This window comes from Aurantibrevibacter litoralis (genome assembly GCF_034651555.1).
Classification (GTDB): Bacteria; Bacteroidota; Bacteroidia; order Flavobacteriales; family Flavobacteriaceae; genus Aurantibrevibacter; species Aurantibrevibacter litoralis.
This window is the reverse complement of sequence record NZ_JAYEEQ010000001.1, coordinates 464,265-488,640: the sequence shown is the minus strand read 5'-3', so window position 1 is coordinate 488,640 and position 24,376 is coordinate 464,265. Positions and strand designations below refer to the sequence as shown.

Below are 24,376 nucleotides of genomic sequence, written 5' to 3'. Positions count from 1 at the left end.
CTTATGCCTTATTTGGTTTACAGAATACCGATCCGTCTTTTCGTATTTCCCAAGAGGTAATGGCATTTATATGATATCTAGTATCTTTTCCACGTGCCGCTATGAGCTGTTCATAGGTAGGTTGCCTGTACCCAGTTTCATCATAAACCCTGCTTAGGATGGCCGTAGGCTCACCCTTCCATTGCCATAGGTAAGTGAAGCTTACATGTGCCTTGTCCAACGCAAGGGTGTTCAAATTGGCCTCTTGCCATGACTTTCCAGCATCTGTACTCACCTCGACTTTGGTTACCTTTCCCCGTCCGCTCCATGCCAATCCCCGTATTTCCACCCAACCTTTTTCCAATTGACAGGGATAGGATGGATAGGTAATAATGGATCTGGCATCAATGGTAAAACTGAACTGCCTTATTTTTTTTGGCCCTATGGGTTCCGTGTATTTTGAGGTTTCCTCCCTAGTCATAAAAGGTTGGTCCGAAAATTCCAAACGCCTCAACCATTTTACACTAGTATTCCCCTCCCAACCCGGCAGTAACAAACGGGCAGGATATCCTTGCCCTGGCCTTATGGCCTCACCGTTCTGAGCGTAGACGATCATGGCGTCCTCCCATGCCTTTTCTACCGGAATACTCCTTGTCATAACGGCCGCATCGCCACCTTCGGCCAAAAACCAACTAGCTTTGGGCCTTACTCCTACTTCACGGAGCAAAGTGGACAACATTATGCCCGTCCACTCACTTTGACTGGTGAGCCCGGCTATATCCTGAGCGGTTAAATTTTCCTTATTCCCCCGGTAATTACCCGAACACTCTATAAAACAGGTACGTGTTACAGAGGGAAACCGTTTCAAGTCCTTTAAACTAAAGATCATTGGTTTTTCAACCATACCATGAATCAACAATTCATAGTTGTTGGGATCAATCAGGGGAATTCCCCCATGGTGCCGTTCAAAATGAAGGTCGGATGGAGTAATCGTCCCATATAGGTCTTGAAGGGGTGTCCGGGAAGATGTAAATATGGTAGACCTTTTGGGTTGTTCAAAAGGGGATCTGCTTCCAATAACTGATGGAAGCGGTCCCTGTACCTTTGTAGGGTCAGTTCCCTGTAATATCCGTTCTGTTTCGTTGGCACTTTGGGAAACCATCTTACCGAAAGCTGTCTGTACCATGATGAGCGCCGCAGAGGCTGCCCCTCCCAGCAATAAAGACCTTCTGCTCATAACAACATTGTTCGATTTTGATTCTTCGGGTCGGTTTAGGAGAGCCTTGCTATATCTCATCTACCTGATTTCTTTTCCGTCCTTTCTATCGTCAACAACAAAATAGGTCTTTGCCGGCATAATTACTTTAGGTAAAGTAACCGAATCCATCACTTGATTCTCATCTATGATCTTGTTCTCAGCCAAAAGAAACGCGGTAATACTGTACACTTCATCCGCGGTCAATGACCCGGGGGCATTGAAGGGCATCGACCTATTGATGTAGTCATAAATCGTAGTGGCATAGGGCCAATAATTGCCAATGGTTTTTGCTTCCGTCCAAGGCATGTCATGGCCTACCAAGCGGCCATACGTACCTCCTTCCCCTTCCAACCCGTGACAACTTGCACATTTCTGTACATAGATGGACTTCCCCTCTAAGGCCGTGCCCTGACCCGCTGGAAGTCCTTTTCCGTCTGGTCTTATGTCTATATCAATCCGCTTTATTTCATCGACCTTAGCAGTACGACCAAAACCAAATGAAGCCGGCCATGTAGTTAATACCCTTGCTTCAGGTGGACTTATATTTTTTTCTCTGAGTGAAACAGGTGGGGTATCGTTACAAGCAAAAAGACTAATCCAAATCAGAACAATAATCGAATACATCGATTTGGGCGTCGTTCTTTTAGCCATACGCATATTCATTATTATTCATATTTACCCGCTTCAAGTTCGCCCTTAGAAATAACATAGTCTCTTTTTACCCTTTGCAACACTATATTTAAGGAATCTTGATCTTCATTGACACCGGAAAGTATCACTTGAGCACCGTTGTCCTTTATTTGATACTCCAATACCATGCGTTTGCGCTCATCATACTTTCCCTTGTTTGCCTCAAATTCCCGATCACGACGGGTGGAGGCTGCTCGAGGATCTATAAAATGATTTTCGTCACCAATATGCGACCAAGCTTCCTTACTTATCCAATTATCTGCATAAATACCTGCTTTTGACTGTTGAAATTCGTTTAAATTTGCAAATCTGGCTTCTTTATGGGCTGCGTCGCCGCCCGCACCTGCGGTCACATTCCGTCGATCGGGTCTCGCTTTGTATTTATCTTGAAGGTACAATTTGTTTTCAATCGTATCTGCAAAATAATGAAAAACTCGAGTACCACCCCCTACACCTGCAATTTCAAACGTTCTATTTATATCTCTCATAGGATCCCCTCCTCCATTAGACAAATCGAGCGGTGTAGGTTTATTCACTTTGTAGGTTAACGTGGTCCATTTTTCAAAGGTAACATCTTTCCAACGAATGGGACTCAATGGATCATATGGAATAGTTTCACCGTTGATTTTGAAATCTACTACATCATAGTATCCTCTTAATTCCGTAATTCCTTTAGTGGAAGGTTGCTTATACGGATCGTACAAAAAGTTAACATATTGCAGATAAAAAAACACCCCGATAAAAATAATAATGGTGGCCGATTTTAAGAAAATGCGACTGTACTTTTGCCAATTTTTTGTTAGGGAAGGATAATGATTTACCGGTATCGTATACTTTTCCAAAATAAGAAGCCTGTATATGCGGGGTATATAGAACCACAATACGAAAAGACCGAGAAGCACAAAATAAGAGGCGTAAACATGAACACCACCATCATAAGCAAAATTAACATACGTTATGGTTCCTAAGGTACCAATTAAAAGCGCAGCACCTAAAGCTGCAGTTCCCCTAAAAAAGAGAAGAAACCCGGCTAATATTTCTACCACGCCCGAAAATATCTGATACCAGGGCACAATACCTATAGAAAGCCAAAAAATCTTTTGAGGCGTAAAATCACCAAAATCGGTATTTAAGATTCCTTCGGACGGATAAGGCATCTGTACAGGCAATAGTTTTGTAAAACCAAATCCAATGATACCTATACCTGCCCTATATCTGACGATAACCCGTAACCAATAATAGAGCATATTATACTCTTTAGCAGGTTGCTTGCTTTTCTGATCTAAAACCGTCCAAATAACCCCACCAATGATGGCAAACCCTAGGGTAATGATCCAATTGGCATATCCTAATAGACTATTCCCAAAAATAGAATTTCCAAAGAAATTGAGACCTGAGCCAAACCTCGCAATATCATACAAGTCCCGATAATGCAAATTAAACCAATCTATATGAATAAGATGGGTGTACCAATTGAGGCTATTGGGGATGCAAATACTAATAAAAAAAATGAAGGCCACACGAAATCCAATTTTTTCATAGGATTTCCAATCTTTACGATGCTCTCTTTCAGGTTTTTGACTTTTAGCCCTACCGTTCAAGGAAACTTTTTTTTCTAGAGGTTGTTTAACCTTTTCGATTGTTGTTGTATCGGACATGATTACAGTTTTTTAATTTGAATTGTGGATTAAAGCGCTAACTTTCCGCGTCTGCCTTTCTCGGCTGCTTCCTTAAGGAGGTACTTCTTATCTATCTTTTCAAGTTCTACATACAGTTTCCTGCCATTGTGGTCGCTCCCATTTAAAATAATAGATTTATCATTGGGCCGTTCATAATGCAAATACAATTTATCCCCCAAATGCTGGGGATTTCTATTTTGCAAAATGATCTTATTTTGATCGTTGTCTATTTCGTAACTGTAATAGTGCCTGTCCCCAATACCTTCGAACTCATAATTTCTTTCGGCTTCATTTGCAGCTATATAGGTCACATTGCTGTTTGCTGCTTTTACAGGAATGTTTGATCGCACACTTAAGGTGTTCCATTCTTCAAAAACCACATCTTTCCAACGCTGAGGATGCCTTTGGGAATATTGTAAGGTATCTCCTTCCACGCTAAAGGTTTTAACATTATAAATGCCACTGGCATTCACTAATCCCGGGGTATTTGGAAACTGACCCGTACCATTCTTATATCCTACATAAGTAAGGTACCCAAAAAGAAAAACACAACTAAAAATAAAAGCACTCTTCAGAAAAAATCTTGCATTTCTGCTTTTTGCGGTTGCAAAAACCGGTTTGTAGTAATTCGGAATCGTAGGTCTTTCTACCACCAATAGATTATAAAGGCGTGGTAAATCATAAGCCACTAAAAACAAGGCGATACTTACCAGAAACAAACTGTAGACTAACTCGCCGCCCTCGTAAGCTAAGTTTGAAAAAACAACATTTCCTGTAAATGAAATAATGATAAAAGCCCCAATTGTTGTCGTTCTTTTGAACAAAAGCAAAATACCCGCAAACAATTCAACAAACCCGAGAAATGATTCATAAGAAGGTACAATACCAAGACTCAGCGAAAATAACTTCCAAGTGCTTATGGCTCCGTATGTCGTATTTAAGTGACTTATTGAAGGATACGGCGCTTGTAACGGAAAAAGTTTTATAAATCCGTAAGCTATAACTGCAAGTGCCAGTCTATATCGTAGGATGACTCTCAAGATATAGTGCCAGTAATTGTAATCCCTTTCCTTTTTTTCTAGTAAAGTCCAAACCAATGTTACTACTAATCCAATAATGGCAGCTATGCCCCAGTCTGCAAAAGAGGGAATATCGGAAAAGAAACTTGTCGTGTACCGTGAAAGGTGAAAAATATCACTATAATGTACGGAGCCTGCCACGATGTCTCCTAAATCCTGAAAAAAAATCCAATTTAGGGGAAGGATAAGGATTAAAAAATAAACAAAAAAGAACCTGAAACTGATTTTTTCTATTGATTTCCATTGCCTTAAATCTTGCTTAGGATTTGTCTGAGTCATGGTATACTATTTTTATGATTAATATCCTGGGTTTTGCACTAGTGAGTCATCGGCCAAAATTTGATCGATAGGAATTGGCATAATAAATCTATTGGCGTCTGAAAGGTTAAGCACCTCAGGTGCCCTTCCTGTTCTTACCAAATCGAACCAACGGTGCGGTTCTTGAAGAAACTCTACCCTTCTTTCGTTTTCTATAGCTAACAAAATATCAACTTGGGAAATGGCACTGCTATTGGGCAAACCGGCGCGCGCTCTAACCGCATTTAGATCGGTTAGTGCCTCATTGAGTTTGCCTTGTTGGGCACGAGCTTCTGCCCGAATAAGATATATTTCAGCTATCCGAATAACATAAGAAGGATCAGAGGCCGGAACCCTATAATAAAGATCACCATACCATCTGCCCTGATTATCCTGAGCTATAATAGTGTTTCTATTGCCGCCAATATCAGGATTGTTTAATAGGGCAACAATAGAATCGTTGGGAGCCCACTGTCTTGTACCGCCTCGTGTTTGCGGCTGCCATTGCGCCCTATGATTATTTACTTCCGTAGTACCATTATAAAAAATTTCAAAAACAGATTCTACCGTACCTCTCACATCATCGGCAAAAAAAGCGTTGTAAGGTGCCACGAGCTCATAGTCGTTGTCGTCTATTAAACGGGTAGCAAAATCTTCCGCCAAAGCCCAATTCTCTTGATAGAGATAAAAACGGGATTTTAATCCCCAAACTGTTTTCTGCGTAGCTCTAAAACGATCCGTAGTTTGCGGTAACAACGGCTCTGCCGTCTCTAAATCGCTAAGAACTTGGGCGTAGGTTTCCGCTAGTGTGTTTCGTCCTATGCCACTATTGTCTGTGGGTGAAATTGTTGGTTGGGTTATTATTGGCACGCCACCAAAAGTTCTTGCCAAATCGAAATAAGCCAATGCGCGAATAAAGTAGGCCTCGCCAATAATTCGGTTCCTATCGGCCTGAGAAAAACTTTCATCATTAACTAAGGGAACCTTTTGGATTACATTATTAGCTCGGTTGATGGTTTCATAAATGGAAACCCATGCTGCAGCTATGGTAGAATTTTCCGGATTTACGCGGTGATTGATAAATTCTTGAACTTGAGATTGCGAACCTGTCCACTGAATATTGTCACCAGAAAAATATCCTATGGATTGAAAAGAAATACCGTAATACCCGGCGCTTCCCAAAGCACTGTAAACGCCTCTAATGGCAGTCTCAGAGGATGTATTATCAACAATGGTCGACTCGTCTGAAACAGATTCTCGCGGTTCTACATCCAAAAAATCTTCGCACCCAAATTGGATTACAGCGAAAAGAAAAACAAAAAGTATGTTGGTATTTATATTTTTTAAACGTTTCATTAGTTCTGTATTTGTATGTTTGAATTAAAAACTAGTACCCTTTAAAAGGTAAGATTTGCTCCTATTTGAAAAGTTCTTGGTTGCGGTGGCGTCCCCAAATCGATGCCTTGTGCATTAGGAGCCGCACTGGCACTGGCTTCGGGATCTGCACCGGTATAATTGGTAAACAGAAGAAGGTTGGTTCCTGTAAAGAAGAGCCGCGCCTTTTGAATCCCTAATTTTTCTGAAAGGGTGCTTGGGAGCGTATATCCAAAATCAAGTGACCGAAGACGCAGGAAAGAACCATCTTCTAGAAAGCGACCTGTACCATCCCTATAATTATTAATGTTGATACCATCGGGCCTGGGTACATCGGTAATATCTCCGGGTTGTTGCCATCGGCGTAAATTATCGGCGAAATTAACCCTTCCTTCTGGTCCTCTGGCTCCCACCGAACCACCGAAAAAAGCATTGTGATTATAAATCTCATTGCCATAGGAATAGGCAAAAAACACATTGAGATCAAAACCCTTATACGTAAAGGTATTGGTAATGCCTCCAAAGAAATCCGGCCATATACTTCCATCAATTTTTCGGTCGTCTGTGGTTATTACTCCATCACCGTTAACATCTTCAAAAACCGCATCACCCGTTTGCGGATCTACAAACAACTGCTTATAAACCCAAAAGGAATACAATGGGTTTCCTTCCTCCATCAAGATTAGATTTCTACTTCCAAATCGGAGCGGGTTATCTAATTTTTCAATATTATTTACATTTCTAGCGATGTTAAAATCGGTGGTCCAGGTGAAATTCTTAGTGTCTATATTTACAGATTTTACGGACAATTCAAAACCTTTATTACTGATCTCCGCCGCATTACTCCAGAAAGAATCGAAACCGGTAGAGCCCGCCAATGGTATTTGCAGCAAGGCATCGGTGGTATATTTATCATAAAAGTTTCCCTCGACTACAAGTCTGTTCTTAAAAAGACCTACATCTAAACCAATATTAAACTGTCTCGTTTTCTCCCAACTAAGACTCTCATTACCTAACTGTTGTGGCGCAATTCCGGGATTACCCTGATACGACGCACCGCCTGTCCATAACCCTCGTGAAGCAAAATTTCCAATTCCATTCTGATTGCCGGTGAGCCCAAAACTAGCTTGAAGTTTTAAAAAGTCTATTCCTTTGACATTTTCAAAAAAATCTTCATCACTAATACGCCAAGCGCCTCCTACTGCAGGAAAATAACCCCACCTATTGTCGGAGCCAAATCTTGAAGATCCGTCGGCTCGTAAACTAACATCAATTAAATATTTGTTGTCAAAATTGTAATCAACTCGAGTAAAGAATGATGCAAGAGTGCTCTTTGTCCAGTTTTGAGTTGCCAGCGTACTAGAAGCCGATGAGATTATTTTAAATTCATTATTGGCAAACCCTCGACCCTCAGCAAACGTACGTTCTAATACCTCACTCTGCAGTGTATTTCCGAGTAAAACGCCTAAGGAATGCTTTTTGTTGAACGTTTTACGATACGACAATGTTTGTTCATTGATCCAATTTGTATTTTGCGAGATACTTGATGTTGCCAATCCGCCCTGACTACCCTCAATAAGAAATGTATTCCAGAACTCCGATTCGTCATAAATATTATAATCTACACCAAAGGTACTTCTAAAGGTAAGACCCGGAATAATATCTGCATTTACGTAAAAATTCCCAATATACCTTGTACTCGTAGATTGTACATCGTAATTCTCTATGAGCAAAGTAACATTGTCGAAACCCGTTCTTCCAACCAATACACCCTCTTCATTAAATGGCGAAAGATTGGTGGGCGTGTGTAAGGCTGCTTGAAGCAGTCCGCCACGTGGACCATCTCCGGCTCTGGCTTGGGTACGATGTGTTCGGGTAAAGCTGTTGCTTATACCTACCTGTACCTTATCATTAATTTTCTGATCTAAGTTAAATTTTGCGCTAGCGCGCTGAAAATCAATGATTTTTATGGTAGCTTCTTGAGAGGTATAACTACCGGCCAAATAGTATTTGGTGTCCGCTGTACCACCACTAAGTGAAGCATCATAGTTTTGCGTAAAACCTGTTCGGAAAATTTCACCTAAGCGATCAAACGTTTCTTGTTCTTCAGGCAGTCCTCTACCGCCTTCAGAAAAAGGGCGGTAGGGTCTATTTTCAAAAGTACGGTTAAGACTTGGGTTATCTCTCCCGGTATTTAACCACCAATCATTTACCAATTCGGCATGTTCCGGACCTGTTGTAAGATCCCATAAATTAATATTTTGTGAAAATCCTGAGGATACATTGAGGTTAATGGTGGGTTTCTGATTATAATTTCCTCTTTTTGTGGTAATTAGTATTACACCATTGGCACCTCTAGATCCGTACAAAGCCGTTGCAGAAGCATCTTTAAGCACCTCAATACTTTCTATATCACTGGGACTTATATCTGCAATGGGCGAGGTTGCTTTTCCTCCTGTGTTAATCGTTTGCAAACTATTGGCATTAATAAAGACCCCATCTACAACATAAAGCGGGTCATTACTGGCGTTGATAGAGGTGGCGCCCCGAACCCTTATGTTAGACACCTCGCCGGGAACTCCCGTCGGTGACGAAATCTGAACACCGGACACCTTACCTTGAAGTTGTGCATCCAAACTACCCACAGCAATATTTTTGGTTTCAGTAGGGTCTACTTTGGTAACACTTCCTATTAAATTCTTACGCTCTCTTGAACCATAAGCGATAACCACCACCTCATCTAATACGTTACCCGGTTTAAGACTAATATCAAGAAGGCTTTCTGTAATTTCATAAATTTCCAATTCTAAGGTTTGAGACCCTACAGCACTTATTTGAAGGGTTACCGGCAATTCCTGCTTTGGCGCTAATTGAAATAATCCATCAAAATCCGTAATCGTATAATTTTGGGCACCTTTCTCCCTTACGGTAGCACCTATTACAGGATCGCCCTGAATATCAATTACACTACCCTTTATTTGGTTCTGTTGGGCAAAAATTGAACTGCTTAATGCCGTTAAAAAAAATAATATGCTTGCAATTTTTTTCATTTTGTGTACTATGTTTGGTTTTATTTATTTAGTATATATGTCCTATGGATTAACTAGTAATTATGAAAACAGCTTTTTATTTATACTCCTACGGCAGCTAAACTCCACTATTAGCTCCTAAGAGCCTATCCTAGCAGTAGGTCAGAATTTAGCTTCCGTTGATTGCGCTAAAAAAAAGGTATTTCCAGTGAGTTATGATCCAATTTTTTAATAGAATTAGCGCTGATTAAGCACCAACTGATCTACCAACAAACGTTCCTTTTCTAAGGTTTTGGAATCGGGTTGTAAAAAGCCTTGTGCGGCTAGAAATGTAGCACCATTTTGAACCACCCATTTTAAAAACGCAAGCGTTTCTTTGGAAGCCGCTTCCCGATTCACTTCAATTTGCAGTTCCCCTATGGCAATATTTTTCAAGTTTTTGCTGTCTCCTTGTTGTAATTTTTCAAGCAATTCATCCAAATCGGCATATACGTTCTCATCTTCCGTTAACCGTCCGTTACCATCTAAATCTACAGGAACTACGGCAAATCCCTCTTTAATTTTTCGAGTTTTGGTGTCGAAAATGAGATTTAAGGCGTTAAAAGACAAAGCGTGCGGATCTTTTTTCATGGCTAACAAGACATGAAAATCATTGCCTCCTATAGCCTTTCCTTTTAGACTTTGTGGCTCGTACCCAAACTCTTTTGCGAAAATGGCCGGTATCCCGGTATCCCCCAAACGCGTATATACTTGAAAAGGAACCTTCTCAAATTCACTCTTTTTGGTAGACTCAAAAAAGTCATCAAAAAAGAGCGCCTTGATTTGTTTTTCTCCTAGTCCCTTTTTTCCAACTTCTCTCAGAATGCCCGCATTCGCCTTACTCACCGGAAGTACCGCAACCTTAGCTACGGAGAAATAGTCCTTGTGTTTTTCTTGCGCATCATTTTCGGCAAATCCGATAATTAAATCTGCATCTTTTGCCTTTGCATTGAACGTAATATCGGCTCTTTCAGTTAGGTTGTATTCTTTAATCCATTGTCCTAGTAATGCTTCCGCTATGGGTTCTCCCGAAACCACTATAGACGATGCGTTTCCTTCCTGACCGAAGGCGAAGTTAAGACCCAAAACTACAAGGGCGGTTAGTATAACAGTGTTTTTCTTATAAATGTGTATGCTCATTGTAAGTGTATTTTATAAATTTTAGTTTTCGTTTTTACTCGTAAAAGGAATGTTAGCCGCAACAACAATAACGCATTGGCCACATCGATTCATTTGCATGTTGAAACTTTTTCATCTTAATTAAAATTTGAATTACCGTACATTTTCCGTGCAAATATAAGGGTTATTTTATAAAATTATATATAGTCTATGGATTTTATAGATTAATTGATGTATTATTTTTGATTCTATAATGCTATCCCCCGTATTAAAAGTGATATGTATAATTCCTGTACTAAAAATGATGAATTACAAATTATCGATGCTTTTTTAACACCACAATTACCCTTGTTATCCGGAAAATATAGCACCATACTTCTATGAACGATCCATAACCCGCGGTGTAAACCTTGGGCTTTGCGCGAAATTAGGGGCTGCCCTAAAACCGTTCTAACAATTTGACACATGCCCACAGGCTTGCGCCGCATTCTTGTCTCAACTGATTGCCTGAAATTCAGAAAAACGTTTTCAAAAAAAAATTAGCGTTATCCCTATAGACGATTTGATCCCAAGGAGCAGTCAACAGGAAGTGGCTAGGATTTGCGTTTTATAAAAGATTTATGTAGCAAATAAATAGGGATACCTAATAGTGAAATAATTAATCCCGGCCAGGTATATTCCGGTTTGTAAACGATGAGGAGGAAGCAAAAACTGCTTCCAAGGATCAAATAAAAGGCTGGTAGGATGGGATAACCAAAAGCCTTGTACGATCTTTTAGCTTGGGGTCTTTTATATCGTAATAAGAAAATGCCTAAAATCGTAAGAACATAAAAAAGTACGGCCACAAAGGTAATCATGTTCAACAAATCGCCATATTTTCCGCTTAAACACAACAAGCTCGCCATCACAAATTGTGCCCATAAGGCATACGCCGGTACGGCATGTGGATTTAGCGATGCAGCCTTCTTAAAAAAAAGCCCGTCCTTTGCCATGCTATAATAAACCCTGGCACCAGATAAAATAAGACCATTGTTGCATCCAAAGGTGGAGATCATAATCATGATGGCAATAATGGCGGTGCCGTAACCTCCAAAAATGGCCGCTGCCGCAGCAATGCCCACCCGATCTTTATCTGCTCCCGCAATATCTTGCAAGGGTAGTACTGCAGTAAACATGAGATTTAAGAAAATATAAAGCGTAATCACAATAGCTGTTCCCAAAAACAGGCTAAGTCCAATATTTCGTTTGGGGTTTTTAATCTCTCCTGCTACAAAAGTAATATTGTTCCAAGCCTCATAACTCATAATGGCGCCAACAAGTGCCGCAGCCAATGCCCCTCCAAGGGATAATAAATCGGGATATTCGCTAAATAAGCCATTGGCAGATAGCTTTTGAAAATTCCATGCCCTTTCCCAATTAGATTGCCAAACATCGGCTTTTAGGAAATAAAATCCAGCTGCAATAAGCACCACGATGCTGAGGACTTTCGTAATTGTAAAACTCGTTTGGATTATTTTACCTCCCTTTACCCCTTTTGTGTTTAGCAGAGTTAATAGGAAGATGAGGGAAATAGCCACAATTTGAGCCGGAGAAACAGGGATATTTCCCAAAGAGAACAACACAATATCTTCACTGAGTTCCGGAATAAAATAGGTCATAAATTTAGGGAAAGATACCCCAACAGCGGCAATGGTTCCTGTTTGTATTACTGCAAAAAGGCTCCAGCCATATACAAAGGCCACCAAGGGATTATAGGCTTCTTTGAGATAAACATACTGTCCGCCTGCCTTAGGAAACATGCCACTTAACTCTCCATAACTCGTGGCTGCGATTAAGGTCATTATACCCCCAATAATCCATACGGCAAGAAACCATCCGGCAGAACCGGTATTCCTGAGAATGTCTGCACCAACGATAAATATTCCGGATCCTATCATGCTTCCGGCAACAATCATTGCGGCATCGAACAATCCTATTTCGCGTCGTAACCCTATTTCCCCTTTAGTACGCATACCACATATTTAGGATAGTATTCCTGTGGTTAAAGGAGTTACAGGGCTATTTATCGGTGTTCTATTCTGAAGTTTAGACAAGGTGGCATTGGGCACATGAGGAAGTACCAAATTCGAAAAATTACGTGCTTCTTCCTGCAATGGAAAACCGGAAAATATAAAAGAACGAAATCCCATATCCATATATCGATTTAGCTTCTCTACCACCTGCGCTGCACTTCCTACTAAACCGCCCCCGCATCCGGAGAATACCTTTCCTATGCTGGTCCACAAAATATCTTCTATAAATCCATCCTTATCGGCTGTTTTTCGCAGTTGGTCTTGCCTATGTACCCCTAAGGAGCGAGAGTCTTCCCCCCTACTTCTGATTTCCAATGCCCTGGCTTCATTAAATTTAGACATGATTTGTTTTATATACGCTCTGGCTTCTGATTCCGTTTCCCTAACAAACACATGAATACGCAAGCCAAAATCGATCTTTCTGCCTTTTTTGGCAGCTCTTTCGCTCATATCTTTCATGGTGGTGTACATGCGCTCCTCGGTTTCGGGCCACATTAAAAACACATCGCAATGCGTGGCACAAACCTCCTTAGAACCCTCGGATATCCCACCAAAATAGAGCAACGGACCGCCATTTTGCTGGTAGGGTTTTACCGGATCTGCCGGAAGGTCGAAGGCATAATACTTGCCTTGATATTGTATGCGATCCCGGGTCCAACCTTGTTTTAAAATTTCGATTATTTCGGAACAACGTTGGTACCGCATCTCCGGATTTTCTCGCAAACCGGGCAAATCCGAATTTATAATATTGATGGTAAGTCGGCCATGGAGCAAATGATCTAAATTAGCCAAGGTTCTGGCCAGTGTGGGCGGATGCACTTCCCCGGTGCGTATAGCGGTAAGCAGATTAATGCGCGACGTAAATGGTGCTATCGCAGCGGCAAAAGGAATTACTTCCTGACCCACGGTGTACGCCGTAGGAAAAAGCACATTGCGGAATCCGAGTTCTTCCGCAGCAAGGGTTATCTTCTTGCAATGCTCAAAATTACTGCGTCTGGTGGGGTCCAAAACACCAAGATAATCGGTATCGCCACCAATAACATCCGTGTACCATGCCATCTCTGCAACACGCTCTTCGGTACGTATGGCCACCGGGTTCCATTGTTTCATAAATAGGGTTTTTCTTAGACCGTTTCTAATAGATAACATCAAAAGATACAATAATCCAAGAACATAAAGATGTTAAAAATTTAATTACTGATGATTCCATCACTTAGATAATACCCCGCTAATTACTTAAGCTACGGCGCATACCCACCCTTTTATGCGTATCTGTATACTATTTTTAAACAGATGGTGATCTTTGGAGCACCTCTTATAAGACATTTAACCTATAGTTTTTGTAGATTATAATGTCAAAAAAATCAATCAAACCTAAAGGATGCAAAGGGCTGTGGTATTTCTAAAATTTCCATGGCCCTATCAATAATGGCTTGGGTATCCTGAGTGCTAAAGGACGCATAACTTTCGAAGGCCAAATGCAAGTAGCGATCCGTTGGGATGTTAAATTCTATTAAGGTATAGGTGTTAAGATCTACAAATTTACCTTTGCCCACAATTTTGTGAAAGCTTTCAAACTGTTTGTTCGATTTTCCGGGAAGCAATCCCCGATTAAGTAAAATTATCGGTGCTGAGTGTAATGGCTTCCCATAGACCTTTAGGGAAATAGGGATTGTGATGTAGGTGATTCCGTTTTCGGCCTCAAAATTAGTAATTTCAAGGGCTCTGGTCTGACTGTATTCTTGTACTGCTTGCATAATATTTCGGTTTTTTTTGTTATTATTTTCGATGTAAATGCGTTTAGGTTTAGGTTTCAATTTCTAATTTAGGATATAAAGCGTTTTTCGCCGGCCGTTATTTTTATCGTCAAAATATTTTGAGGTGGTGGCAATGGACAGGTGGAATAGGGTGTGAACGCGCAAGGCGGGTTATAGGCCTTATTAAAATCTAACCAAGTATATCCGTCAGCATCGGGCAGTTGCGCATACAGAAACCTTCCTGTATCATAGGTTTCTTCACTATTGGTGGCATCACCAAAAATAACAAAGAGTTTGTCGCCTGAGGCTATTGCCACTAAGGAATGCGGTTTGCCTCCAATTTCGAAATGCAAGGTACCGGCCGTTTCTTGTTCGCTTACACGATCTGTAATGTCGGTGATGCTAATTAATTTTTGAATAGGCGGCACTAATTTTGCCTTTACTTTCCATTGCTCCTTAAAGGGATATGTGGCAACACCACTAAAATTCTTAGCTAATTCACTGTCATAATCACGCAATCGTATGGCAAACTTTTCGCCTCGCTGAATCACAAACCAGGCTATATTTTTATGTTCTAAGATCACCGCTTTTTCGGCTGGAAAAATAGGAACAACCACCACAGCCTCATTATTTTGGGTAACTACCGATGTAGGATTTACGGTAAATATGATCTTTCCGTTCTCCACGGTATAGGTGCCTACAAAGTCATCACTTTTACCTGCGGGAAGTTGAATGGTATTAGTGCTGTCTGCGCCTATGGTGTTCTCTCCTTCGTTTAACCAATAGAGCCCTGCCAGATTGAGCCATCCGTCCTTGGCCTTTAAACTTTTAAATCTTTCGTTTTGCCAATCCTGAAGTTCGGCGAAGTACCGTGCATCCTCTTGCTGAATGGCCGCTGTGTCTTTGGATATGTCTTTGCAAGAAACAATACCAAATACAAAGATAATTGCACTTAGCTTACTAAATAGATTACCTTTATTTACTTTTCTTTTTTTCATTTTACTTTGTTTTGATAGACACCCCGAACGGATTCGAACCGCTGTATAAGCTTTTGCAGAGCTCAACCTAGCCACTCGGTCACGGGGCGCTTATCGGATCAATACTTTCCTTTCAACTTATAGGTTACTTCCAAACGTTTTAGAGCGGTAATATAGGCCGCGGTTCGCAACGTAACTTGGTATTTAGTGGCATTTTCCCATACTTTACGGAAGGCCGTTCTAATTTTTTCATCGTGCCTGTAATTAATATCTTCTTCCAACCAATGCTGTTCTACTCTATTTTGAGCCCATTCGTAATACGACACAATTACGCCGCCTGCGTTGGCCAAAATATCGGGAACAACCCATACCCCTCTTTTTCTCAGAATGGCATCGGCCTCCGGCAAGGTAGGCCCATTGGCAGCTTCAATAATAATTCGGGCATTTAGGCAATAAGCCACCGTTTCGGTAATTACATTTTCCTTGGCGGCAGGAATTAAAATATCGCATGGAAGGTTCAATAATTCGTCATGACCAATAGCATAAGCCCCTTTAAATCCGGCTAAAGTACGATTGTGCTTTGCCGCGTGAGCAATAGCATCGGAAATGGAAATTCCTTCGGGATTATAATAGGCAGCTGTATGGTCCGAGATGGCCACAATACGGATACCCTCTAGTGCTAAAAGGCGAGCCGCATGCGAACCTACATTGCCAAATCCCTGAATAACGGCTGTAGTCTCGCGGGGTTCTAAACCAAGTTTTTGTAACGTCTCTAGCGTAATTGTCCGTACGCCCCTGCCTGTTGCCGCTTCTCGACCTCGAGATCCTCCCATTTCCAGGGGTTTTCCTGTGATGATGCCCGATGTATTTTCTCCGGTAATTTTATTGAATTCGTCTAAAATCCACGCCATTTCCCTTTGACCTGTGCCCATATCCGGTGCAGGAATATCTTTATGAACACCAAAAACGTCTTTCATAGCTCGGGCATAATTGCGGGAAAGGCGCTCTAACTCGCCTTCACTAAGGGCATTAGGATCGCAATGAATGCCACCTTTGGCACCGCCAAAAGGCAAATCGACCACCGCCGTTTTAAAGGTCATCCAAGCGGCCAATGCAGTGACCTCGTCCTCATTAACATCTAAAGAATACCGAATGCCTCCCTTAGATGGTCCTAATAAGGTAGAATGTACAATGCGGTATGCTTCAAAAACCTTAACTGTACCCGTATCCATAACCACAGGAATATTTACGAATACTTTTTTTACGGGCTTTTCTAAAATGGATCTAATTTCCGGCGATGCATTGATGTGTGCCGCCGCTTCGTTTATACGTTCGGTAACGGAATCAAATAATGTACGGGTTGAACCTGAAATTCCTTTATTTTGTGTAATCATGTGCGATGCAATTGTAATTTATACTGTATTTGTGAAACGATTGGGGCGCTAATACCGCTTTTCCCTTTTCAATATACTGTTACAACAACATCGTTGATTCCTTAAATTTATATGTACCGTAGTCATGGGGTCTAAATTTTGATCAAATGTAAGACATAAATATTAATCTACCAAATCTATAGAGTAAATAGATTGAAATAATTTTCCATTCCGTGCCAACTATCGTTGGATGCGCCTGAAACGGATTTCCTATTTGCGAGTTCAAAAAAAGAAACACTCATATATCTTGCTTATATTTACTGAAGGATGAATTAGGTATCTTTTGGTTGCTTACCTATAAAATCTTTGGCGTTAAGGATTGCAGTGTAAATCCTTTTTTTATTTTTAATAAAAAATTTCTTGAAACTGACTATCCCCGAGGCAAGCCATAGGGGTATTTCGCCAGTTTCATTTTGGCCTTTGGACCAAAAACCGAAATTTTGTATTTTACCTCACCCGGAACTGCAAAAAGGCAGTTCCGACCTCTCCAAAGGAGAGGTAATTAGGAAACCTCGACCCAAGGGTCGCGGAATCTTTAGATTGAAACGGAAAGCCTGACGCTTGTGGTAACGCCCTACTAGGGTATGGTCTCTAGTTATAAAATAGCGTTAACTACCTTTATACATATACTTTATGGAAAATTTGGAATTTTGGCTCAAGGGACCTGTTCCCTATATACCGGCGCTGCTACAACCTGTAGCACATGCCCTTTTACAGGTACAAAAAGAGCTTAAAGTGATTTTGGCTGATGCTAAAGATGCTATTTTATGGGAAAAACCCAAGGGTATGGCATCGGTTGGTTTTCATTTGCAACACCTAAGCGGTGTATTGGACCGGCTATTTACCTATGCCAATGGGCAGATGCTTTTGGAATCGCAATTGAATTATTTAAGCACGGAAGGAGTGCCACAACCACATCTTTCTTTGGTTACATTGCAGGAAAACTTTGACGAACAAGTAACTAAGGCCTTGCAGCAATTACAAAAAACGGATCCGTTAACCCTGACCGAAATACGCCATGTAGGGCGAAAACGACTTGAAACAACAGTTATTGGTCTTCTTTTTCATGCGGCCGAACACACTACCCGCCACTATGGGCAGTTGCTTGTTACTGTGAACCTACTTAAATAGCGCCCTACAAGGCACAATAGAACGGCGTAGCGCAAGGTTCACTAGTACTGTTTAATAGGTCTTGGCATGTTGTTGTTACCCATTTATCCTATTTAATCTATAGATTATATGTTTTTTAAATTTTTTATTTTATTTTTGCTCCGATACTATTAAAAAAATACTTCAATGAGCGCGTCTTCTACAGCCCAAATACCACCTAGCCCAAATAAAGACACCACTAAAAAAAATATTATCCTCTTGCACGGTCTATTTGGCGAACTGAGTAACTGGCATAATGTGGTAAGATCATTTGGAAACACCCACACCATTTATACCCCGAAACTACCGCTTTTTGAAAAAGTGCTTTGTTCATCGCATTTAGATCGGTTCGTTTCCTTTTTAGAGGCATATATTGCCGACCATGGTATTGAACAGCCCGTTTTAGTCGGTAATTCGCTTGGGGGGCATATTGCGCTACGCTATACCTTAAAGCATCCGCAACAGGTGTCTTCGTTGGTGCTCACCGGAAGTTCCGGACTCTATGAGAATACGTTCGGAAACTCCTTTCCTAGGGTAAATGATTACGACTATATCCGGACTAAAATCCATGAGGTTTTTTACAATACACAGGTGATTGATGAAGCTCTGGTACACCGTGTATTCAAAACCTTGAACAACAGACAGAAGGCACTTGCCATAATAAGAATTGCCAGAGATGCAAAGAAACAAAATTTAAAAAATGAACTGCACAAAATAAAAGTGCCCGTACTGCTTATATGGGGTATGCAGGATGTGGTAACACCACTTTCGGTTGCCGAGGAATTTTATCTCTCCTTTTCCAAAGCAAGGCTGCACCTTCTCAACCATTGCGGACATGTACCAATGATGGAACAACCGGAAGCGTTTAACAATATCTTGGGTGATTTTCTTGCAGAGACTCCTCTTAAAGTAGTATAAATCATAACCGTATATTCCTTTTATGCACGCTTACAACTACGCCGCCCTATCTATTCCATTGTTCTTTGTGTTTGTCTACTTGGAAACCATTTTTCTAAAACGGAGCAAAAAAAAGGATGCGTACCGTTTTGAAAGTGCCATATCTAATTTGAGTATTGGTATTACCGAGCGCTACATTCACCTTTTTGTTGGTATTGGATTCTACCAATTTTTTGTTTGGGTCTACAGCCACTTTGCGCTGTTTACCATTGCCACTACATGGTATACTTGGATAGCACTCTTATTGGCTGCCGATTTTACGTGGTATTGGTATCATCGGCTGGGACATCAAATTAATTTATTTTGGGCTGCACATATCGTACACCATCAAAGCGAAGATTTTAACTTTACTGCTGCGGCACGCATTACTACATTCCAAGCCTTTATTCGTTATGGGTTTTGGGGACTTTTACCTTTTATAGGTTTTCATCCGGATATGGTAGTAAGCATTCTACTGATACATGGGGTATATTCCTTCTTTACACATACCGAATCTATAGGAAAACTCCCCTGGCTGGAGCATATTTTCATAACACCCTCATTACATGGGGTACACCACGCCTCTAACGAAAAATATTTGGATAAAAATTATGGCGATGTTTTTGTTTTTTGGGATAAGCTTTTTGGCACTTTCCAGAAAGAAGAAGAAAAACCGGTCTATGGCCTTACCCACCCCTTAAAAAGCTATAGTTTTTTGTGGCAACATTTTCATTACTATCTAGAGCTATTTGAAGCCTTCCGAAGAGGTACCCATTTTAAAGAAAAATGGAATGCCCTTTTCGGAAGTCCAGCCCAAATGGATCAAAACATTAGACCCTTTTTGGAAAAAAAATTCATGCAGCATAAAGATACTAAAAGGTTTAATGAATCTAGTATTTTCCGCAACTACCTCAGTTTTCAACTTGCGACATGCGTTCTTATTTTAACAGGTGCTACCTTTGCATTTGATTTACTTAGCGGTCTTCAAAAATTATTTTTTGGTTCCTTTTTGCTTATTACGCTTATAAATTGCGGTGCCCTATTAGAACAACGCAAATGGATTTACACCTTGGAAATCATCCGAGCACACCTTCTTACCATTTCTTTGACCGTCTATTTTGATGTGCCTTACGTACTGCCTTATATCCTATTGCTGCTGATTATCGTACCCTATGTAACTGGGGCTAAAGAAAGGTATCACAAATTGATGCTGTCTTAGTTTGTAAAAACATCCCGAGCAAATGGTAACCCGTAATGCACGGGTCTGAACGCCTAGGGTGCTCACATAATTTTTGTTTTTAAAATTTATCCTATTAAATCGATAGATTTTATATTTTTTATTATATTTGCCCGCCGTCTCAGGGTACTTATGTGCAATAGGACTGCACTATTTCTAAAATAAATGTATGAGCGCAGTGCAAATTGTAGAAAAAAAATTATCAAAAATTAGCTTTAAGCAAATAGGAATTACCATTTTAACGCTTAAAACAATCTTAATTGCCTACTTTATATACCTCTTTTTTCGGAGTGATGAAAGCCTGTTGGCGTTCGACAGTACCTTTTTAGGCTTCATTGCCATTGGTTTTTTTGCTCAAATGATTGATGGTGCTTTAGGCATGGCCTACGGGGTAAGTTGCACCACCTTTTTACTCAATTTTGGTGTGCCGCCTGCCTTGGCTTCTGCCAGTGTGCATACTGCAGAAATATTTACCACAGGAGCCTCTGGGCTGTCGCACATTAAATTTAAAAATATAGATAAAGATCTCTTTTTTAAATTAGTCATTACAGGGGTCGTTGGTGCTGTACTAGGAGCTTACTTATTGTCGGGTGTACTCGATGGTGGTGTAATAAAACCTTATGTAGCAGGGTATCTCTTACTATTAGGCTTCTATCTTATTTACAAAGGGTTCGCGAAAAAAGTTAAAGAAAAAGAGGCTGTTAAGAAAGCACCTTTATTGGCACTAATCGGCGGCTTTATGGATACTGTCGGGGGCGGTGGTTGGGGACCCATTGTAACTTCGAATTTATTGGCACAGGGGAAAAATCCGAGGCAAACAATAGGCACCGTAAATACAGCAGAATTTTTTGTCACCTTTTTTGCTACGGCCATTTTTATCTTTATTCTGGGGGTACAATATTGGCAAATTATTTTGGGCCTAATCGTCGGCGGGGTGGTCGCCGCTCCTTTTGGAGCCTATGTAGCCTCTAGAATAAACAAAAAAGTATTGCTTTTTGCAGTAGGCGTTTTAATTATTCTGACCTCCTCTTATACCCTGTATAAAGTTTTGTCGTAGCAGGATTAGAAGCATTAATAGGCAGGAGTTGTTTGTTAGTGAATCTTATGGGACTGACATCTGTATAACGTGCCGCTATTAAAAAATAGGAAATACGCATGCTTTCGAGAAAAATAAAATACGCTATAAAGGCCTTGGTTTATATGTACGACCACACTAATGAGGCTCCTATAAAAGCGAAAACCATCGCCAAAAACAAACATATTCCGCATAAATTTTTGGAGGAAATACTTACCGAACTGAAACGCAATAACCTTATAAAAAGCAGTAGAGGCCGTTATGGCGGTTATTATTTTGCCAAAAAACCGGAAACCATTACGGTATCTGACGTGATGCAACTAATGGACAGGCCGGTAGCACTTACCCAATGCGGCACCCAAGACGCCGTAACCCGATGTGAGGAATGCAGCAAGGATGAAAACTGTTCCCTTAAAAAATTATTCTTAGAACTTAGTGCCGTTATGGAGCATGTTCTGAACACACCTATTACCAAGTTGTGATATTGTTTTTAGAACACCCCCATCGCAAACGAATTACTCAGAAACAAAACGGAATTTCGTAGGTATCAAAAATTAACCCTAATTTTAGATACCAAAACCTCAAGAGATGCCATCCTTGCCACTGCCCTTTCGTTTAGGTGAAGACCAACTTACCTCCGGTATTGCGCTTTCTATCGCCAAAGGCGAAACGCAAATAACGCTTACGGCCACGGCGCGCCAAAAAGTACGGACTAGTGCAGCCACCGTGGCCAAAATCGTGGCACAAGGTAATGTGGTATACGGTATCAATACCGGCTTTGGCCCGCTTTGCACTACCACCATTTCTAAAGAAGCCACTAAAATTTTACAAAAAAACATACTAAAAAGCCATAGTGTAGGCGTAGGCGAACCCATATCAACGGAAATTGCAAAACTTATGTTGGTGCTAAAAGCACATTCGTTGGCCAAAGGTTTTTCCGGAATTACGGAAGCTACTTTATACAGAATGTTGTGGCACATAGAAAACAACGCTATTCCGCTTGTGCCATCGCAAGGGTCAGTTGGGGCTTCGGGTGATTTGGCGCCCTTGGCGCATTTGTCCCTGCCCTTAATCGGCTTGGGAAAAGTCCACTATCAGGGTAATACAATGACCACACTGGAATTATTCCAGAAAACAGGTCTAAAACCATTGGAATTGGGTCCCAAAGAAGGGTTGGCTCTTATCAACGGCACCCAATTTATTGCCGCCCATGCCGTGAAAGTAGTGGAACAATTGCACAATTGCCTGTCGCAGGCCGACGTTATCGGAGCCATGATGGTCGAAGGGCTTCAAGGTTCGGTAAAACCCTTTTACAATGAGTTGCATGCGCTGCGCCCCTATAAAGGCAATATACACGTTGCCAAACGAATAAAACGTCTTTTGAAGGGTTCCGAAATCATGGAAGACCATTCAAACTGCGAGCGGGTGCAAGACCCCTACTCGCTCCGCTGCATGCCGCAGGTGCACGGGGCATCGCGCAATGCCTGGCTGCATCTAAAAGAATTGGTAGCTATAGAACTCAATTCGGTTACGGACAATCCCGTAATTATTAATGAAGAATTGACGATCAGTGGCGGCAACTTTCACGGGCAACCCTTGGCTATGGTCCTAGATTATGCCTGTTTGGCCGCATCCGAAATTGGCAACATCTCGGATCGAAGAATTTATTTGGCTTTAGAAGGCAACAGTCCGGGCGTACCCAAATTGCTTATGGCAGAAACCGGGATTAATTCCGGTTATATGATCTTGCAATATACGACGGCTGCCTTGGCCAGTGAAAACAAAGGACTTTGCTTTCCTTCTAGTGCAGACAGCATCCCCACTTCATTGGGGCAGGAAGACCATGTAAGCATGGGATCTATAAGTGGTAGAAAAGCCCTTCAGGTTCTTGGCAATGTAGAGAAAATTTTGGCCATAGAACTCTTAACCGCTGCCCAGGCCTTTGAGTTTAGAAAGCCTTTAAAATCCGGTATTTTTCTGGAGGAAATTCATAAGGAAATCCGAAAAAAAGTGGCTTTTGCTGCCGAAGATCGCGTTTTTGCAGATGATATTGCCATAGGCATAACCATGATCCAAGACCACACCCTACTCAAGACTATAACAAAGGTTGGTGCAAGAGAAGGAATATCCTTGCAAACCAAATATTCGGATGAATTTGAAAATTATTAATGGGTTGGATACCTGTGTAAGAAGCCAACCGTACATTAAGGCACAGTACATTTATAATAATAAACTTAACTTACTGTCCTGTTTTTTAAAAAATTATATTACTAAGAGAACTATTTTAAGACCCGTTGTGCATTTTGATTATTTAGTCCTTTTTTTATACTAAAAACTTCATTATTTGCCTCGATCCTTCAGGAAGTACTAACGATTTTTTCGAACTACCCTTTAGGCAGAGCAAAAAGTAAAGAAATCAAGTTAAAATGAACAACGGGTTTTTATGGTTTATTTCTGTCTTACCTTACGTGTCCCGGTATGATCTACACCCTGTTGACGTTCTAATGCAATCATTTTTTTGGGTCGAAAATTGAGAATCAATGCCCTTCTTTGATCCGAAGTTGTGTTCCCTTGGCTAAAATGCAGCGTAAAACCGTCGTGGAAGGTACAACCGCCTGCGGCCAATGGGATAGGAATAGCCCCCTCTGAAGGAGCATCGCAATAAAGAGCACCACCGTTGGGCAGGCTTTTATGGGGCTTTACAAGATCGTCCGTTTTAGGGACAAACCACATACAGCCATTTTCTTGGTACACCCTGTCCAAGGCAATCCAGCAACTTACGGCTCTTTTATCGGGTAGTTTTATCCAATACGCCGCATCTTGATGCCACGGAGTGGGTGTGTTGGTAAAGGGTGCTTTGTTGATGAGCATGTCAAAATCGAGCTCCATATCATCGCCCAAGAGGTCCTTGGCATAGGCCAAGGCCAAAATAAAGGCCTTGTTGTACAGTAACTCTGGTTCTATGATGCTTGGGCGCATGATCTGTGTAATCCGTTCCACTGAATCACTTTCTCTCCCTGCCCCCGCCAGATCACTGCGCAAACCCAAGGTGCGCTTTTTGTCGTTCAAAAGTGCGTCATAAACCAACCGGAGCGATTGCACGTCTTCCATAGAAATTAGCCGATCTAAATGGGTAAACCCCTCTTTTAAAAACATATTTTTCATTTTAATGATCATAGAATATTGCATTTCAAAAA

At 41.1% G+C, this 24,376-nt stretch carries 19 protein-coding genes and 1 tRNA gene; 6 read left to right on the top strand and 14 right to left on the bottom strand.

The genetic code is table 11. The annotated features are described in order from the left end of the window. Position 1 precedes the first annotated feature (1 nt). From soxC to U1E44_RS01920, 13 genes are all read right to left on the bottom strand, one after another. A complete protein-coding gene (soxC, locus tag U1E44_RS01980) occupies positions 2-1,276 on the bottom strand; it encodes a sulfite dehydrogenase (protein ID WP_322929262.1) in 1,275 nt (424 codons plus the stop codon). Beyond that, complete coding sequence (locus U1E44_RS01975; protein WP_322929260.1) at positions 1,277-1,888, bottom strand: c-type cytochrome; 612 nt, start codon at positions 1,886-1,888, stop codon at positions 1,277-1,279. Between the two features lie 14 nt (positions 1,889-1,902). After that, positions 1,903-3,585 (bottom strand): hypothetical protein, encoded by a 1,683-nt coding sequence (locus U1E44_RS01970; RefSeq protein ID WP_322929258.1) that lies wholly within the window; start codon positions 3,583-3,585, stop codon positions 1,903-1,905. A gap of 29 nt (positions 3,586-3,614) precedes the next feature. Then, positions 3,615-4,964 carry a hypothetical protein gene (locus U1E44_RS01965; RefSeq protein WP_322929257.1) on the bottom strand — a complete coding sequence of 450 codons (1,350 nt, stop codon included), beginning with the start codon at positions 4,962-4,964 and terminating at the stop codon, positions 3,615-3,617. A gap of 18 nt (positions 4,965-4,982) precedes the next feature. Further along, positions 4,983-6,338 carry a RagB/SusD family nutrient uptake outer membrane protein gene (locus U1E44_RS01960; RefSeq protein WP_322929256.1) on the bottom strand — a complete coding sequence of 452 codons (1,356 nt, stop codon included), beginning with the start codon at positions 6,336-6,338 and terminating at the stop codon, positions 4,983-4,985. Positions 6,339-6,379: 41 nt separating this feature from the next. Continuing rightward, positions 6,380-9,406 (bottom strand): SusC/RagA family TonB-linked outer membrane protein, encoded by a 3,027-nt coding sequence (locus tag U1E44_RS01955; RefSeq protein ID WP_322929255.1) that lies wholly within the window; start codon positions 9,404-9,406, stop codon positions 6,380-6,382. Between the two features lie 216 nt (positions 9,407-9,622). After that, positions 9,623-10,564 (bottom strand): hypothetical protein, encoded by a 942-nt coding sequence (locus U1E44_RS01950; protein ID WP_322929254.1) that lies wholly within the window; start codon positions 10,562-10,564, stop codon positions 9,623-9,625. A 572-nt stretch (positions 10,565-11,136) separates the two neighbouring features. After that, positions 11,137-12,555: an APC family permease gene (locus U1E44_RS01945; protein ID WP_322929252.1), complete on the bottom strand. Its 1,419-nt coding sequence runs from the start codon at positions 12,553-12,555 to the stop codon at positions 11,137-11,139. Between the two features lie 9 nt (positions 12,556-12,564). Then, positions 12,565-13,725 carry an LLM class flavin-dependent oxidoreductase gene (locus U1E44_RS01940; protein WP_322929251.1) on the bottom strand — a complete coding sequence of 387 codons (1,161 nt, stop codon included), beginning with the start codon at positions 13,723-13,725 and terminating at the stop codon, positions 12,565-12,567. A 254-nt stretch (positions 13,726-13,979) separates the two neighbouring features. After that, positions 13,980-14,372: a hypothetical protein gene (locus U1E44_RS01935; RefSeq protein WP_322929250.1), complete on the bottom strand. Its 393-nt coding sequence runs from the start codon at positions 14,370-14,372 to the stop codon at positions 13,980-13,982. A 68-nt stretch (positions 14,373-14,440) separates the two neighbouring features. After that, the gene (locus tag U1E44_RS01930; RefSeq protein WP_322929249.1) at positions 14,441-15,370 is read right to left on the bottom strand and encodes a DUF1684 domain-containing protein; all 930 of its coding nucleotides are present in this window, start codon (positions 15,368-15,370) and stop codon (positions 14,441-14,443) included. 18 nt (positions 15,371-15,388) lie between these two features. Further along, positions 15,389-15,459 (bottom strand) — tRNA-Cys (locus tag U1E44_RS01925). A 9-nt stretch (positions 15,460-15,468) separates the two neighbouring features. Then, on the bottom strand, positions 15,469-16,743 hold the full coding sequence (locus tag U1E44_RS01920) for a Glu/Leu/Phe/Val family dehydrogenase (RefSeq protein WP_322929248.1): 1,275 nt from the start codon (positions 16,741-16,743) through the stop codon (positions 15,469-15,471). A gap of 672 nt (positions 16,744-17,415) precedes the next feature. On the opposite strand from U1E44_RS01920, the gene U1E44_RS01915 reads away from it, so the two are divergent. The 6 genes from U1E44_RS01915 (at position 17,416) to hutH (ending at position 23,348) form a co-directional block, all read left to right on the top strand. Continuing rightward, on the top strand, positions 17,416-17,913 hold the full coding sequence (locus U1E44_RS01915) for a DinB family protein (RefSeq protein ID WP_322929246.1): 498 nt from the start codon (positions 17,416-17,418) through the stop codon (positions 17,911-17,913). 165 nt (positions 17,914-18,078) lie between these two features. Next, a complete protein-coding gene (locus tag U1E44_RS01910) occupies positions 18,079-18,849 on the top strand; it encodes an alpha/beta fold hydrolase (protein ID WP_322929245.1) in 771 nt (256 codons plus the stop codon). Positions 18,850-18,871: 22 nt separating this feature from the next. Continuing rightward, positions 18,872-20,086, top strand: coding sequence for a sterol desaturase family protein (locus U1E44_RS01905; RefSeq protein ID WP_322929244.1), 1,215 nt, complete (start codon positions 18,872-18,874; stop codon positions 20,084-20,086). 187 nt (positions 20,087-20,273) lie between these two features. Then, positions 20,274-21,161 carry a sulfite exporter TauE/SafE family protein gene (locus U1E44_RS01900; RefSeq protein WP_322929243.1) on the top strand — a complete coding sequence of 296 codons (888 nt, stop codon included), beginning with the start codon at positions 20,274-20,276 and terminating at the stop codon, positions 21,159-21,161. 98 nt (positions 21,162-21,259) lie between these two features. Further along, positions 21,260-21,661 carry an RrF2 family transcriptional regulator gene (locus U1E44_RS01895; protein ID WP_322929242.1) on the top strand — a complete coding sequence of 134 codons (402 nt, stop codon included), beginning with the start codon at positions 21,260-21,262 and terminating at the stop codon, positions 21,659-21,661. A gap of 106 nt (positions 21,662-21,767) precedes the next feature. After that, on the top strand, positions 21,768-23,348 hold the full coding sequence (gene hutH / locus U1E44_RS01890) for a histidine ammonia-lyase (RefSeq protein WP_322929240.1): 1,581 nt from the start codon (positions 21,768-21,770) through the stop codon (positions 23,346-23,348). A 279-nt stretch (positions 23,349-23,627) separates the two neighbouring features. Here the strand turns inward: hutH and U1E44_RS01885 are convergent, their stop codons facing one another. Then, entirely contained in the window at positions 23,628-24,335 is a 708-nt protein-coding gene (locus tag U1E44_RS01885; RefSeq protein WP_322929238.1) for a phytanoyl-CoA dioxygenase family protein, read from the bottom strand. Positions 24,336-24,376 lie beyond the last annotated feature (41 nt).